The 15,957-nt window shown below is 62.4% G+C and carries 11 protein-coding genes; 2 read left to right on the top strand and 9 right to left on the bottom strand.

The genetic code is table 11. The features are described 5' to 3' along the window. Positions 1-32: 32 nt before the first annotated feature. A complete protein-coding gene (gene secA, locus KEM60_RS14670; protein WP_219108554.1) occupies positions 33-2,756 on the bottom strand; it encodes a preprotein translocase subunit SecA in 2,724 nt (907 codons plus the stop codon). Positions 2,757-3,016: 260 nt separating this feature from the next. Next, on the bottom strand, positions 3,017-3,316 hold the full coding sequence (locus KEM60_RS14665) for a GNAT family N-acetyltransferase (protein ID WP_219108553.1): 300 nt from the start codon (positions 3,314-3,316) through the stop codon (positions 3,017-3,019). Between the two features lie 103 nt (positions 3,317-3,419). Between KEM60_RS14665 and KEM60_RS14660 the strand changes: the two genes are divergently transcribed. Next, the gene (locus tag KEM60_RS14660; protein ID WP_219108551.1) at positions 3,420-5,246 is read left to right on the top strand and encodes a GNAT family N-acetyltransferase; all 1,827 of its coding nucleotides are present in this window, start codon (positions 3,420-3,422) and stop codon (positions 5,244-5,246) included. Positions 5,247-5,345: 99 nt separating this feature from the next. Here KEM60_RS14660 and KEM60_RS14655 read toward each other — a convergent pair whose 3' ends face one another. From KEM60_RS14655 to KEM60_RS14640, 4 genes are all read right to left on the bottom strand, one after another. Further along, positions 5,346-6,575, bottom strand: coding sequence for a winged helix-turn-helix domain-containing protein (locus tag KEM60_RS14655; protein WP_255574708.1), 1,230 nt, complete (start codon positions 6,573-6,575; stop codon positions 5,346-5,348). A 26-nt stretch (positions 6,576-6,601) separates the two neighbouring features. Then, positions 6,602-7,339 carry a response regulator gene (locus tag KEM60_RS14650; RefSeq protein WP_370626378.1) on the bottom strand — a complete coding sequence of 246 codons (738 nt, stop codon included), beginning with the start codon at positions 7,337-7,339 and terminating at the stop codon, positions 6,602-6,604. Positions 7,340-7,491: 152 nt separating this feature from the next. Beyond that, complete coding sequence (hpf, locus tag KEM60_RS14645; protein WP_219108549.1) at positions 7,492-8,121, bottom strand: ribosome hibernation-promoting factor, HPF/YfiA family; 630 nt, start codon at positions 8,119-8,121, stop codon at positions 7,492-7,494. Positions 8,122-8,379: 258 nt separating this feature from the next. After that, entirely contained in the window at positions 8,380-8,901 is a 522-nt protein-coding gene (locus KEM60_RS14640; protein WP_219108547.1) for a ComF family protein, read from the bottom strand. Positions 8,902-9,814: 913 nt separating this feature from the next. On the opposite strand from KEM60_RS14640, the gene KEM60_RS14635 reads away from it, so the two are divergent. Next, positions 9,815-11,149: an MFS transporter gene (locus tag KEM60_RS14635; protein WP_219108545.1), complete on the top strand. Its 1,335-nt coding sequence runs from the start codon at positions 9,815-9,817 to the stop codon at positions 11,147-11,149. 237 nt (positions 11,150-11,386) lie between these two features. Here the strand turns inward: KEM60_RS14635 and KEM60_RS14630 are convergent, their stop codons facing one another. The 3 genes from KEM60_RS14630 to mtrB form a co-directional block, all read right to left on the bottom strand. Then, the gene (locus KEM60_RS14630) at positions 11,387-11,698 is read right to left on the bottom strand and encodes a hypothetical protein (protein WP_219108543.1); all 312 of its coding nucleotides are present in this window, start codon (positions 11,696-11,698) and stop codon (positions 11,387-11,389) included. A gap of 108 nt (positions 11,699-11,806) precedes the next feature. Further along, a complete protein-coding gene (locus KEM60_RS14625) occupies positions 11,807-13,657 on the bottom strand; it encodes a GerMN domain-containing protein (RefSeq protein WP_219108541.1) in 1,851 nt (616 codons plus the stop codon). Continuing rightward, complete coding sequence (gene mtrB / locus KEM60_RS14620) at positions 13,654-15,909, bottom strand: MtrAB system histidine kinase MtrB (protein WP_219108538.1); 2,256 nt, start codon at positions 15,907-15,909, stop codon at positions 13,654-13,656. The genes KEM60_RS14625 and mtrB overlap by 4 nt, the downstream gene beginning before the upstream one ends. Positions 15,910-15,957: the final 48 nt, after the last annotated feature.

Below are 15,957 nucleotides of genomic sequence, written 5' to 3'. Positions count from 1 at the left end.
CCCCGATGAGCATCGGCCAGCGACGTTCCAGCTCAACGACCCCGACGACGCGAGGCACGACGCTCCGCCCGAGACATAACCTCCTCGGAACCAGCTTGCTCATCATGCTCCTCCACCGAACCGTCATCAGCTGGCGCACTGTAATGCAGCTGACCGGACTTGTGCTCGTCCAAGCCTTTTGCATGCACCTGCGGGGCCTCCTGGGCAGCAGCCTGCATCTCCGGGTCGACTTGCACCTCGACGTTGAAGAAGAAGCCCACTGACTCCTCTTTAATGCCTTCCAACATCCCGTTGAACATCTGGTAACCCTCGCGGCTGTATTCCACGACTGGGTCACGCTGCGCCATCGCCCGCAGACCGATGCCCTCCTGCAGATAATCCATCTCGTACAGATGCTCACGCCACTTACGGTCCAGCACCGCCAACACAACACGCCGCTCTACCTGCTTGGCGACTTCCTCGCCCAACATGTCTGTGCGCTCGTCAAATGCGTGCAATGCGTCAGATGCCAATTCGTCACGCAGCATGTCCCGAGTAATCGACGGGCGACCACCCGCACTGTCTTCCAGCTCCTCAATCGTGATCGAGATGGGGTAGAGCTGCTCCATCGCCGTCCACAACGTTTCCAAGTCCCAATCCTCGGCGAAACCCTCCGCGGTGGCAGCAAAAACGTAGGAATCGATGGTGTCGATGATGAAATGCTTCAGCTGCTCGTGCATGTCTTCACCGTCGAGGACCCGGCGACGCTCTTCGTAGATCACCTTGCGCTGGGTGTTCAACACATCGTCGTACTTCAAGACGTTCTTGCGGATTTCGAAGTTACGGCCTTCGACCTGCGTCTGTGCACTTTGAATCGAACGCGTCACCAGCTTGGACTCGATCGGCACCGAATCTTCCATGCCAGTGCCAGTCATCACTCGGTCGACCAGTGAGGAATTGAACATCCGCATCAAGTCGTCCTGTAAGGACAGGTAAAATCGCGACTCCCCCGGGTCGCCTTGACGCCCAGACCGACCTCGCAACTGATTGTCGATACGACGTGACTCGTGCCGCTCAGTGCCCAACACGTACAGACCGCCCAGCAGGGTGACGTCCTCGTGCTCGGCGGCAACTTCCTTTTCAGCCTTAGCTAAGGCCTCGTCCCACGCCGCTTCGTACTCTTCCGGGGTTTCCTCCGGGGACAGGCCGCGGGCCTTCAGCGCCGCTACCGCACGGAACTCTGGGTTGCCACCAAGCATGATGTCGGTTCCGCGACCAGCCATGTTTGTCGCCACGGTGACCGCGCCCTTACGACCAGCGTCAGCGACAATTGCCGCTTCCCGCTCGTGTTGCTTCGCGTTCAACACCTTGTGGTCGATCTTGCGCTTTGCCAGCTGTTGGGAGAGATACTCACTCTTCTCCACTGAGGTGGTACCGACCAGGACCGGCTGGCCCTTCTTGTATTTGACTGCGATATCTTCCACGACCGCGTCGAACTTCGCCTTCTCGGTGCGGTAGACCAGGTCAGACCGGTCACGACGCACCATGGGGCGGTTCGTCGGGATCGGAACAACACCCAGTTTGTAGATCTGGTGCAGTTCCGCAGCTTCCGTCTGCGCCGTACCAGTCATCCCGGACAGCTTCTTGTAGAGACGGAAGTAGTTCTGCAAGGTGATCGTGGCCAGGGTTTGGTTTTCGTTTTGAATGTCCACCCCTTCCTTGGCCTCGATCGCCTGATGCATACCTTCGTTATAACGGCGACCCGGAAGCATACGCCCGGTGTGTTCGTCGACGATGAGGACCTCACCATCGATCACCACATAATCTTTGTCCCGCTTGAAGAGCTCTTTTGCCTTGATGGCGTTGTTCAGATAACCGATCAGCGGAGTGTTGACGCTTTCATACAGATTGTCGATCCCCAACAAGTCCTCGACCTTGGCGATGCCCTGCTCCAAGACGCCGATCGTGCGTTTCTTCTCGTCAACCTCATAATCACCGGTCGGCAGGATGCCACGCAGCCGGTCCCCCGGACGACCTCGGTGCAGCTGCTGCACAATCTTGGCAAACTCCATATACCACTTCGTGGCCTGATCCGATGGGCCAGAGATGATCAAGGGAGTCCGAGCCTCGTCAATGAGAATCGAGTCGACCTCGTCGACCACTGCGAAATAGTGACCTCGCTGCACTAACTCATCCGGGCTCCACGCCATGTTGTCGCGCAGATAGTCGAATCCGAACTCGTTGTTCGTGCCATAGGTAATGTCTTTGGCGTATTCCGCTCGACGCTGGGCAGGCGTCATATTAGCCAAGATGCAGCCGGTTTCCAGGCCCAGCATGCGGTGCACACGACCCATCAAATCGGACTGGTACTCCGCCAGATAGTCATTGACGGTGATGACATGAACGCCTTCACCGGCCAAGGCGTTGAGATAGCTGGGTAGCGTCGCCACGAGGGTCTTGCCCTCACCGGTCTTCATCTCCGCGACATTGCCATAGTGCAGCGCCGCTCCGCCGACTAGCTGCACATCGAAGTGCCGTTTGCCCAAGGTGCGCTTGCTGGCTTCCCGGACAGCTGCGAAGGCCTCAGGCAGCAGCTTGTCAATGTGCTCCCCGTCGGCCAGACGTTCTTTGAACCGGGCGGTTTCCTCTTTGAGCTCGGTGTCCGACAGCCTTTCGAAGTCATCCTCGATAGCGTTGACCTGCGACGCGAAACCCTGCAGGCGCCGCAGTTCGCGCCCCTCACCAGCACGCAGGATACGATCGACGATCTTCGGCACGGTGGACTCTCCCAGGGACGGCGGTCACGTCCCCCATAGTGTCGCCGTACTCAGGAACCGGATTCACAGACCGGGCCCCACCTACGACGAACGAGGACGTGGTTGGACAACAGCAGTCACGGCGCCACCGCGAACCCTCCACGGGTGACGGCGACACCGGGACGATCTGGCCAGCCTAGTGGACGCACCAGAGAAGAACCGCAAGGGCAGGTGATAGTCACCTGCCGATCCGGTCAGCATCTCCGACACACCGCCACCGATCAGGAGCGACGCGCCTCCTCGACGACCAGGTCGGCGTACTGCGGATTGCGGGCGATCCATCCGGCGTAGAACGAACATTGCGGCCGCACCATAGCCCCACGTTCCCGCGCCCGCGCCAACGAGGCCGCTGCCAGCTTCCCCGCGATGCCCCGCCCGCCAAATTGCGAGGGCACCTCGGTGTGAGTGAACGCGACCACACCGTCGGCCTCGACGTACTCAGCGAACCCGACGAGCTGCCCGTCTTGCACCGCCTCCCAGCGGGATGCTGCTGCGTTGTCTGTGATGACGATCTCGCTCATGACATCCACCCTAGAACCGTTGCTGTCATCATCACCCGGGAGACGACTTCGCTGTCACGACAGAGCAGTTGCCTCCCCGCACAGAAACCGGTTTGCTGTGACGATGACGACAGCTTTCCCCGACAACGTCCCGATGCTCAGCGACGGAGTGGTACGGCTGCGTGCGCTGACCTCGGATGACCTGCCTAGGGTCGTCGAACAATGTCAGGACCTGGACTCACTGCGATACACCACCGTCCCACGGCCATACAGCGACGAGCACGCCAAAGCCTTCCTCACGAAGGTCGCCACTGATTGGGACCGGCAAGACCAGGGCGCCACCACCCTGAACTGGGCGGTCGAGGAGATTTCCTCCCCCGGGACCTATTACGGCAGCATCGAGCTACGCACCACCGGTCACGCCACCTGTGAGGTCGGTTTTTTGCTCCACCCGCACGGACGTGGACGGTCGTTGATGTCCCGGGCGGTCCGTCTGGCCCAAGCAGAAGCCGTACGCCGCGGCGTCACCACCATCATCTGGCGAGCAGTCGCGGGGAATCTCGCCTCCTGGCGGGTGGCTTGGTCCTGCGGGTTTACTGCGCCCATCACTCACCCTGCGCTCATCCCCCAAGCAGACCCAGCGGGGATTTACCACGACATCGATGAATGGATGTCTTCATGGCGGGCCGGTGACCCGACAACACCCCGGATGACCTGGTACGACGTACCAACCCTGGAGATTGACCTGACCGACCTGGGCGGGACCTACTTGGGTGACCTGGCCACCAGCCCCCCGTCCGGCAGCGGCCCGGCCTGGACCTGCACTGCGGTGCGGCTGCGCCGCTGGCAGGACACCGACGGCGCTGCTATGCCATCCCGACCACACCCACTCGACCAGCCCCTCGACGCCGGTCAGCTCCCCGGGCAACGCGAGTGGCCCACCTGGTATCACGCCCGACTCCTCGGCTCAGCGACAGGCACTGAAATCAGCTGGGCGATCGTCGCAGACCTGGGAATGCCCGGAACCGAACAGCTCATCGGAACCATGGCCCTGACCGGCATCGACCGGTACGGCGACGCCGAACTGCGGGCGGAATTGATCCCAGCTGCCCGCAACCACGGACTCTTCTCCCAACTACTACCGACCGTTCTCGACCACGCCTTCGCCCCCGTCGAGGACGGCGGTGCCGGACTCACCAAAATCCACGCCACCCCTCGCGTCGACGACCTTGCTGCGGGGATGTCACTGGCTCGCACCGGAATGACCTACGTCGGACTGTCCCGGACCCCACCCTCAACCGCGGACCCCGGCGATCATGGGCGCGCCCTCTGGGAGATCCTCCGCGAGGATGACCAACACTCCCGCGAACGGCACGCAACGCGAGTAGCGTGCCCCCCGCCGCGACTATGCACTCCCACCGTGCTGCTCCGCGCCTTGACCGACACCGACGCTGACGCCGTCGCCGCATTGCTACGGCAGCCTAGCGCCGGGCCTCACTCCCACCTCTCCGTCAACTCAGACGACGCACAGCGATGGATCGCTCACGGCGTCGGAGGGATACATCGGGGATCCACCATGCGGTGGGCCATCTGCCCCCAGCAGGACGATGGCACCGCCGAGTCACCGGTCGGATTCATCCGGGCGTTCGCGCTCAACGACTCCTTCCTGCAGGACAGCGCCGAAATCGGTTACCTGCTGCACCCGGACCATCGCGGCCAGGGCCTGGCCAGCGCGGCAGTGCACGCTGTCACGTCCTACCTCTTGGCTGCCCCAGAAGACGGCGGGCTAGGACGGCATCGAGTCACCGCTCGCGCGCTCGCCGAGAATGTTGCCTCGCACCGCGTCCTGGAACGCGCTGGTTACCGCCGGTGGACGGTAGAACCGGCAGCAGTACCCATCGAGCAGGGCCGCGCAGATGTGTGGCACTACGTCTGCAGTGTCGAGGACTGAGCTACCCGCTCACGGGGCGGCGGTGCGAGTGCGCGGCAGCCCCGTCGCTGAGAGCGCGATGTCGTGGTGACGAGAGTCCGCCGCTCCGGCTCAGTGCTGTCAAAGACCTAGGCCCGTGGTGAATTGGGTTGCATCCAAGCCCAGGAAGTCTGCCAACATGTCTGTTTCGGTGAGCAGCGCCTGCGCCGCCGCCGTACGACGTGCCGTCGACAGGTCTTCCCACATCACCGACTGGACTCGCAGTAGCCCAGCCGCCCGGTCAGCTTTGACGTCGATCCGAGCGACCAGCCGATCACCCCACACCAAGGGCATCACATAGTAGCCGTGTATCCGCCGAGCCGCTGGCGTGTAGAACTCCAGGCGGTAGTGAAATCCGAAGAGTGCTTCGACCCGATCCCGCTGCCAGATGAGTGAATCAAACGGGCTGAGCAACGCTCGCGCTGACATCCGCGCCGGGACACGTGCATCTCGATGGAGATACCAGAGCGACCGATCACCCTCAAGACGGACCGGGATCAACCGCCCTTCGTCGACCAGGTGGGCTAATGCCGGACCAGCCTGGGCACTACTCAACCGGGCATAGTCCCGTAAACATCGGGCCGTGCCAAGGCCATGGGCCTGCGCAGCGACCTCAACCAGCGCCACGAACGACTCCTGGTCGCTGGGGGCTGCATCGGCCCGAGGACCACGGCCTTGCACCTGCGGGGGCAGCACCACAGCTGGGTCAGCGTATCGGCGTTCGAACTGGGCTGTTCGGCCAGCACTAGCCACATCGCCAGCCCAGAACAAATGCTCACAAGCTGCTTTCACCAGCGACCAGTTCCACCCCCACAGTTGTCGGCGTGGTCCTTCCTCATGGGCCAGTGCAGCTTCGCACTCCCGTGCTGTCATCGGGCCCGCTGTGACGATCTCTCGTCGTACCGCCTCGACCAGCTGCGGATGCTCGGCAGCTACCCGACGCATCCCGCCCCAGGAATCTTGGTGAGCCCGCCGCATCCGAAAACCGAAATAGGGCCACAGTCGCGGCGTGATCAACGACGCCTCGTGCCCCCAATACTCGACGAGCGCGCGGTGACCGTCCCGGTCGCCGTCGCGCATAGCATCCAGCAGGGACGGGTCGTATGGCCCCAGCCGAGAGAAGAACGGGAGATAGTGGCTCCGCGCAAGGACATTGACACTGTCGATTTGAATGATGCCCAATCGGTCCGCCACCTGGTGGAGATGACTCGTCCGGACTGGTCCAGACGGGGTACGCCGCCCGGAAAACCCTTGGGCGGCTAAAGCGATCCGGCGTCCCTCAGCCTGGCTGAGTTCGTTGCCTGTGGGCACGGCAACACCCTCCACGATGGGGCGCATCACTGCCCAGATCGGCGACGCCCGCCCACATTGCCGTCATGGTCGACTAAATGCTCCCGTACGGCGTACATGGCCGCCTCAACCCTGCTGTGCAACTGCAGTTTTTCCAGGATGGACCGGACGTGGTTCTTGACGGTGTTCTCGGAGATGAACAGGGCGCGGGCGATCTCCCGGTTGCCCTCTCCCCGGGCGACATGGACCAGCACCTCCCGTTCGCGTTCAGTGAGCCGACTGCGGTTGTCCTCCGCGCCGCCGTCTTGGCGTGCCAATGACGCAAATTGCCGCATCAAGCTGGCGGCCATCGTCGGAGACACCAATGATCCACCAGAGCGCAGCGTGCGAATGGCGGCGACCACCTCTTCGGGTGGGACGTCCTTGAGGAGATACCCATTGGCCCCGGCGCGGACTGCGTCGAACAAGTCCTGCTCATCATCACTGGTGGTGAGCATGATGATCTGGGTCGACGGCATGCTGGCCTTGATCCGAGCACAAGCCTCTACGCCGTTCATTCGAGGCATCCGTACGTCCATCACGACGACATCAGGACGATGCCGGGCGACCACATCGACGGCGCTCAAACCGGTGTCAGCTTCTGCGACGACTTCGATGTCCTCTTCCTGGGACAGCACCAAATCCAGTCCCCGACGATAAAGCACGTGGTCATCCACGATCACCACGCGGGTCGGAGTGATGGACATGTCGGGCATTTCGTGATCGGCGATGCTCACACCTGTCATGATGTCACGCGCCCGTCCTGGACGGGTGCGCTCCCGGCGCCGCCCAGCGATCTATGCGGTGGACTTCAGCTTCAATCTCGGTGGTGCATCAACGGTGGAGGGCTCGGCCCCGGCACTCACCGGGACCGAGCCCTCCACTGAGGGTGACGACGTCACTCGGGGACAGCCAGCGAAATCACACCGTAATCCCACCCGCGGCGGCGATAGACGACGCTAGGCCGGTCGGAATCTTTGTCGATGAACAAGAAGAAGTCGTGCCCGACCAGTTCCATCTCATACAAAGCCTGATCCAATGACATCGGGATCGCTTCGTGAACTTTCTCCCGAACCTGCACCGGAGAATCACCCTGGGTCCCGAGTTTGGCGTCGATCCGGTCGGCCTCGCTGGCCGGCTCAGGCTCGGCTGCGACCCGGCCTGAACCCCCGAGCGCGGCGACCTCGAGATCGGCGGTCGCCTCGTCGAGATCAGGTCCGCGTCGACGTACTTTTCTGCGATCCCCGGCGCGGCGTAGTCGCTCGGTGAGTTTTTGCACCGCGAGATCCATGGCCGTGTATTTGTCATCTGAATAGGCCTCGGCGCGAATGACCGGACCTTTGGCGATGCAGGTGATCTCGACACGCTCGCTCCCCTTGGGCGCAGCCTTGCTGGCCTCGTGACTGACGACGACGTCGACACGTTGGGTGCGGGGAGCAAATTGCTCGACCTTTCCGAGCTTGTCGGTGAGCAGTTGACGGAATCGGTCCGAAACCTGGACGTGACGGCCGGTGACGGTGATCTCCATGGTGACCTCCTGCATGAGGCTGTGCACTGACGAGGGCTAGGGGCGGCGTCGTAGGGTCGCCGACGTTCCTCCTTCTCTGATCGCCCTTGAAACAGGACATCCCGCGACTCCGACCCAGGGCCGGTGTGCGGGATGTCCTTCCATAGTCAGACTTTAGTTCACCCAGCTGTGTCCGACCAGCCCGTTCGCTGTGAACACGCTTGGCGCACCCCTCAACCTCTCGCCCACGACACGGCCTTGACCTGCCCAGTCACTGATTCAACAGGAAGAGCCGCGGCGGGCAGTAGCTGCCACCACCGCGGCCCCCACCACGGCGCGTGTCCCCATCCGGAGACAGCGAGTCGCCTCCGTCAGAGTGGCCCCGGTGGTCAGGACGTCGTCGACGAGGATGACCAGGTCAGCTTCCGCCACCCGACGTACGGCGAAAGCTCCGGCGAGGTTAGCGGCGCGTCCGGAACTGTCCAATCCGGCTTGATCGGCGACCCTGCGGATCAAACGCAGTGTCCGGGGACGGCAGGTGACTCGCGGCCCCGGAAGCATCGGATCGGCCATCGTAATGGCTGCGCAGGCCAGCTCAGCGACCCGCTCCAGGGGAGCATCACCCCGTCGCCGTCGCGCCGCGGCGCTGGAAGGGATCGGCACCACGTCCACCTGCAACTGAGACCATGAGGTGTGGCTGTGCTCAGCCAGAGCAGTGATCGCCCCAATCAGGGAATGCGCCAGAGCATCGGCCAGGATCGGCGCCAGGTCACGCCGGTCGTGGTCCTTGTACGCGCTCATCGCCTGCCGCAGCGGACCGGCGTACGCGGTGTGCGACCAGGTCGGCGGAAAACCAATTGGTACAGGTCGAGGTTGAACTCGACTAGCCCCGCCCGGCCAAGCGGTGACGATCGTCTCTGCACGACAGCACGCGCACCAGGGTCCGCCCGGCCCACCGCAGCCTCCGCATCGCACCGGAAAGACCAAATCCCAGGCCTGGCTGAACGGTTCGGCCCATCTCATCGACCCAGTGTGGCGTCATCGGCGTCATGTCCACGCCGCGTCGACAACACCGTTGTGGACGCCCCCGGATACCGATAGGGGGTGTGGACGCTGCGACTGTGGCAGCCCCGGCCGGGGCTGCCACAGTACGGGCCATCGCATGTCCCGCGATGACTAAGGAGATGCACTCTCTTGGAATTCAAGATTCCATATTTCCTCCCGCACCCAAGGCAACATGCCGTACTGCCATAAATGAGTACAGCGAAGTTATCGCCACTCATAGGCGCATCGTCACCTGTACCGAGGAACCCTCTTTCTACGTCACTCAATCCGTCGCGATCCCTGGAGTAGGTTCTGACTCTCAATCTTACTCCACGACACCCTGCTGGACGATTCGATTCATGGGTTGAAGATGGGACTCGGACTGGCCGTCCCTGTGTTCCAGATCTGCAATTCTGTCCTCATGGGGCGATTCCTAGGCTGACGCACGTGGACGACACTCTGCAGGTTGCCCAAAAAAGCGCAGAGGCAGCCGTGATAAATGTGGTGTCCCCGCATGGTTAATGGATAACATTTCTCTTGTGCCATTACCCCTAGGCCGCACGAGTGGAGCGTCCATCTTGCACCCCACCTGCGCTATTGCGATTTAGCTCGCCGATAGTCCTAGAGCCCCCTTACCTGGGCAGTTAACAAAGTGCATATAATGATAACTATGAAAGTATCCATTAAAAATGGGTGGATTCTACGACAATCTTCCGAATGGCGCCGGTTTGCGACCTATCTGACTGGAATGGGCTTGTCTCTCCTGGGATCACAGGCCTGGTTTGTGGCGTTGGCGTGGGCTGCAAGCCAGCTCGGTGACTCTCGGAAGATGTCGTGGGTCATGGCCTCGGCGTCCCTGCCTCGCGCAGTGCTGATCCTGCCTGCTGGTCGCCTTGTCGATCGCTGGGGGGCGCGCCGAGTGACTCTAGGTAGTGACGCTGCGCGGGCCTTCATCATGGCCGTCGCCGGAATTGTACTGGCGATATCTCACCCTGGCTTGGGGCTGCTCCTCGTCGTGGGAGCTTTGTTCGGCGTCATTGACGCTCTTCACATGCCAGCACTGGGATCGCTGCCCCCAAGGTTGCTCCGCCCCGAGAAGCTCGCGGCCGGGCAGGGGCTGGTGCAGACGGTGCAGCGTGCCGTATCGGTCGTTGCCTCGCCACTGGGCGGTGTACTTGTTGCTATTGGTGGGCTTGTCTGGATCCTAGTGATGGATGTGGCCTTGTTTTGCCTGGCCTTCTTTATTCTCAGATCAGTTCCTGAAGACACTCAAAGTACGTCCGTGCAGTTTGCAGCCGGAGATGTTCGCGATGGCCAGGGGCGCGCACAGAGCTTAAAGATATGCTCTTCCCGACAGTCGGTTATGGAAGGTTGGCGATTCGCTTGGGTCGACGTTGTCATCCGAGGCGTACTGGTGACCGTCACGGCAATGAACCTCGTCTTGGCAGGCGCTTTGAACGTGGGTGTAGCCCAGCTGTCTCACTATCAGTCTTGGGGGCCGCAGGGCTTTGGACTACTGATGGCCGCATTCGCCGCCGGTGCAGTCATCGGAGCACTTCTTATTTCAGCTCTTCCCGCGGCGGCCCGGCCAGTCAGGGCAGGGCTCGTGTGGACCGCACTCGGCAGCGCCACCCTGGGAGGCATCGGTTGTTCAACTAGTCAAGCGGCCGCGATCGCTAGCACCGCAGCTCTAGGTATCACCATGGGGCCTGCCAGCGCTCTCCTTCTAGGGACGGTACAAGCACGCTGCCCCGAAGTTTATCTTGGTCGCGTGATGAGCCTCGTCGGCTTCTCTACTGTTGGGTTAGCACCCGTGTCAATGATCCTCTTCGGCCAGGCTGCTGATTTCCTTGGCATCACCCTCACCTTCATTCTCGCCAGCGGCCTCCTCGCTCTTATCACGTTCGCAGCTCTGGTGAATCCACAGCTACGCAACGCAACGGTCCAACAAGGCGATACGATATCAGGAAGCTCAACTGCTTCTTCGGCAATCTGTGAAGAATGATATTCGCGGCGATTACTAAGTACCCAGTTGAAAGTGTAAAATCCATGATTTAAGTTGCCCAGTCGACGTCATTTGATATGCCGATAAAGTCAAATTAGGTAAGTGTTTCTACGGTTGCCATCACTGGGGTCTTTTTCTTTTAGCGGCCTGACCTGCGCGGATGAGTCTTACGGCGGCGATGGTGCCTAGGCGCGCGGGACCGCCGCGGTAGTTGCGTAGCACGCACCAAGAGCCTTTTCATGTCGTGCCTGAACTGCAGCGATGCCAACTAGTGGAGCTGGTAGCCACAGCGCCTTGACCAGCTTCGTTGCGAAGCCTCACTCCTCGACCTGCAGCGATATTGGATGCCACTTCGAAAAGGCTCCAGGACTTGAGTTGGGCGGTGCGGATGGTCGCCGGGACCGGTACCGCGGGTGGGTAGGAATGGGCTGCGATGATTTGCGTCGCCGAGCTGTTGGGGGTCCAGTGTCCGCCCGGCCCACCGCAGCCTCCGCATCGCACCGGAAAGACCAAATCCCAGGCCTGGCTGAACGGTTCGGCCCATCTCATCGACCCAGTGTGGTGTCATCGGTGTCATGTCCATGCCGCGTCGATAACACCGTTGTGGACGCCCCCGGATACCGATAGGGGGTGTGGACGCTGCGACTGTATACAGGGTTAGGGCGCTACGGCGTCAGTGGCTGCGAGTGTGTCCTGCCAGCCACCCGCCACCGACAGCCAGAGACGCCCCTGGTTCGTCACCACGCCCAACCGTCCGGATCCGAGAGCCAGGACGGACACCGCTCCCTGAACAACGGGAAGGTCTGCCCCGTCAGTGCGCCCGTCCAGACCGATCGTCAACGGTCGAGGCTCAGCGTTGCGGTTCAACTTGCCGAGGACAGCCAGTTGGTAGGCCGACTGCCAGGTCACCGACGTCGCCGAGACGATTGAGCCCCCAATCATCAGCGGGGCAGTCAAACCGGTCGGCCGGTCATCTGGTCCCCGCAACACACCACACACCCCAATGGTGGTGCGGCCCGCGGAATCCTTCATGATCACCGCGAGCCGCTGGCCGTCAGTGGCTGCGGCGATAGCACTGACCGCCCGACCAGACAACCACGGCGTGGACAGCGGCCGGGGCAGCGCCTGACTCACCTCGCCGCGCGTATCCACCACCCAGATCATCGAGGCACCGTGCGGATCGACGCCTGCCGTCCACAACGACCCTTTCGCGTCATAGGACGGCCGGACCAGTCCGGTGCCGAAGGCAGGAAGGACAGTCGACGTGGTGGCACCGCTGGTCGGATCCTGACGCCATCGCAACATTCCGCGGCCGTCGGAGGAGGTCGCCGCGATGTCCTTCAGGTCGGGGGCGATGGACATCTCGCTGAAACCGCTGTTGATGGACGGCAGTGAACCTCCAGGGGGCAGCGGCACACCAGCGCGTAAGGCATTGGCTGACATCGGAATCAACGCCGCGCCCTGTCTCACGACGACTTGGTCGGTGGCTTTTTCTGGAGCGGTGGTATAACCCAATTCAGAGGCTTCTCGTGGCTCACCTGGGGCACCGACCACTGCCAGCGGTCGACCGTCAACTTGCAGACTCACCTGGGTGACAGCGGTCGCCTGAGTGAGGGTGGCCACCGCCTGAGCGAGAGCAGCTCGCCGCTCTTCAGCGCCCGACCCCAGCGCAGCGGAGGTCAGATCAACCTGTGCGGTGCCCCCGTTAACCGTGACCGCATCCACGGACAGTCGGGTGGAGTCGGGGAAACCAGTGGTGACAGCGCCACGCAGATAGTCCGGGACAGGTTCGAGCAGAGCGCGGGCCAACGAGGTTGACAGGGATTGGGTGACCGGGAAGAAACGGCGGTCCGGGATGAGAGTGCGCGCCGAAGGTGCACTGTATTGCACAAGGAAAGGCTGATAGGTCCGGTTGAAATAAAAGGCGTCGAGCCAGATCCCAAAATCGTCGGGAAGGTGAGCGATCCGCCACTGACCGTTGGTTTTTGTCAGCCGAAAATCAGCGGTGTGCTGCCGTGGAGCCGGAAGCTCGTGGTAGCGGCCGTCGGCATCCACGGTTGCAGCCATCGCCCCAGTCAGTCGAATCGTGACCGTGGAATCGTCAGTGGAGAGTCGCTGCGCAGACAGCGAATTATCAGTAGCAAAGATCTGGACAGTCCGAGAACGAGGAGCCCAGCTGTCAGGGAGGGCACCAGTGAGATAGTGGCGAGCTGCACTGTAGTCGTCAGTCGTGGCTGACCCGGCGGTAACAAAACCGAAAACGATGGACTCAGGTCCGGCACCATCTGCTGGGCCCGGGAGATGCTGCCGGACCGGCGGCATGATCGGGGCGCCCACTTGGTTGCCTTGCATGGGCTCGCTCCGATCTGGCAACCCAGCGCACCCAGTCGTCGCCGTCACCACCCCCAGAGCCAGCACCGCAGCAACTCCCCGACGACGCCATGTCTCCCACATCGGGCGGGTACGCCGTCCGATCTGGGCGGCTCGCGTCGGAGATGTGTGCCTCATCGGTGAGTGCCTCGTTCCTCCTGGCGATCTGGGGCCGCCATCCCCAGCTCGGAGCCGGTGGATCCGGACTGATCGTCGTGCCCGAAGTGGGCACGTTCACGGCGGCGAGCTTCCTCGGCTTGCCGTTCCATCAACTCGATCTCGGCGAGTTCCTCGTCCGTCGGCATCCGGTCGAGTTCGTCAATTTCCTCGTCAAGGTCGTCCTCGACAATCTCTGGTAGGACCGGATCGGTCACCTCTTCCTGAGGGGCAGCTTCGCTGCTGCTGGCGCTGTCAGCAGGACTGGTGTCGGCAGGAACCTCGGTGGACACGACCGCGGAGGCCCCGGCAGGCGCTGGCGATGCCAGGTCGGGCTGGAGTGGCTCCACACCAGGGGTCGTCGAAGCTGCTGGGACGCTGGAGGAGGCCGTCCTGGCATCACGACCTAACTCGGGAACCTGCGGCAGGGAACCAGTCGCGGGATCCTTTCCAGCGCTGATGGGCTCGCCCGCCGAGGATCCGTCCTCACTGTGTCCATCGGGGTCTGGATCGGCGAGGACGAGCGGGGAGTAACCGATAGGACGACCGGCAACTCGAGGCAGGGTGAGCCGGAATCGTGACCCTCGCCCTGGTTCACCCCACGCCTGCAACCAGCCATCGTGCAGCCGGGCGTCCTCCAATGAAATCGCCAGCCCCAGACCAGTGCCACCAGTGGTGCGTTTCCGGGCGGGATCTGCGCGCCAGAACCGAGTGAACACCAGATCCGACTCCCCAGGCTTGAGTCCAATCCCCTGGTCCCGCACCGCGATAGCCACCGCTGTGTCGTTCCCGGCGATCTCAACACGAATCGGCTCGCCCTCACCATGCTCCACGGCGTTGACGACAAGGTTGCGCACGATGCGTTCCACACGACGAGGATCCATCTCAGCACGCACCGGGGTATCTGGGGCGATCAAGACCATGTCACTGCCCCGATGCCGGGCCAGTTCGCTGGTGCCCGCCAGGACACGTTCTACGACCACCCGCACATCTACGTTGTCCCGATCCAACGCCGCCGCACCGGCATCAAACCTACTGATCTCCAACAAGTCGGTGAGAAGCTCTTCGAAACGTTCCACCTCACCGTGCAGGATTTCGGTGGATCGACGCGACACCGGCGGAAACTCTTCTCGACTATCAAAAATCACCTCCGACGCCATTCGAATGGTCGTCAGCGGGGTGCGCAGCTCGTGGGAGACGTCGGAGACGAAGCGCTGCTGCACCGCAGACAAGTCCTCCAACCTGGAGATCTGGGCCTGCAAGGTGTCTGCCATCCGGTTGAACGCGGTGCCCAGAGTCGCCAGGTCATCCTCGCCTTTGATGTAGAGCCGCTCGTTGAGCCGTCCCTTGGCGAGACGCTCCGCAACCACTGCAGCCTCTCGCACCGGGTCGACGACCAGCCGGGTCACGACGTACGAAATCAACCCGATCAGCACCGCGAAGATGAAGACCCCCAACAAGAAGGTGCGCAACACCATCCCGAGGATCTGCTCCTGAGCGTCCATCGGGTAGACGTAATACAGCTCGTACGTCCCGGCTTCAGGGACCCGCACTAACGACCCCACCAACACCGCAGGGATATCGCTGCCCGCTCGCGGCAAGGTGACAAAGGCGACCACCTGATGAGAGCCGTCTTTGGCTAACCGATCCCGCATCTCCGGAGTCACAATCGACGGATCAATTCCGGTATCGAGGGTCGGCAGGCTGGCATCCTTGGCCTCTTTGCGCTGCGACTTGGTCAGAATCAACTCGCGGGCGTTTTCCCCACGCTGGGACTCCTGCTGGCTGATCAGGTCGTAGCACAGTTGCCGGATGCTCTCCAGATCCGTCTTGTCAGTCTTATCAAGCTTGCTCTGGATCTGCTGCGTCCCGGCGATCGCGTCCTCCTTTGCCGATGCCAATCGGTCCTGGGCTAAGCCGTCGGCGATCCGCTGATAGAGGAAGGTCTGCAACAACCCCATCACGACCAGGCACAGAAAGACTGTGGTCGCCACCACCCGAAACTCCAGGCTCGATCGCCACCGGTGGGTGAGCCATCCAGCACACCGGCCCACTCCCTGCCGCACCGTCTGCCGGATCGCCCCACCCCAGGAGCGCAGTCGACGTACCACAGCGTGCAGCACGCCTGCCCGCTGAACCGGCTCAGCAGAAGGCGCTCCGCCTGGGACGGATTCCTCACTGCCAGGTCCCGCGGAGGCAGCGACACCTGGGTCGCCGCCTCCTAACGGGGACATCGCCCCCGCTCCTGGCGCCGACGTTCCTGTCGCTCCACCCGAGTCCAC

Source organism: Austwickia sp. TVS 96-490-7B (assembly GCF_019331795.1).
Classification (GTDB): domain Bacteria; phylum Actinomycetota; class Actinomycetes; order Actinomycetales; family Dermatophilaceae; genus Austwickia.
This window is presented reverse-complemented; position numbering and strand designations above follow the sequence as displayed.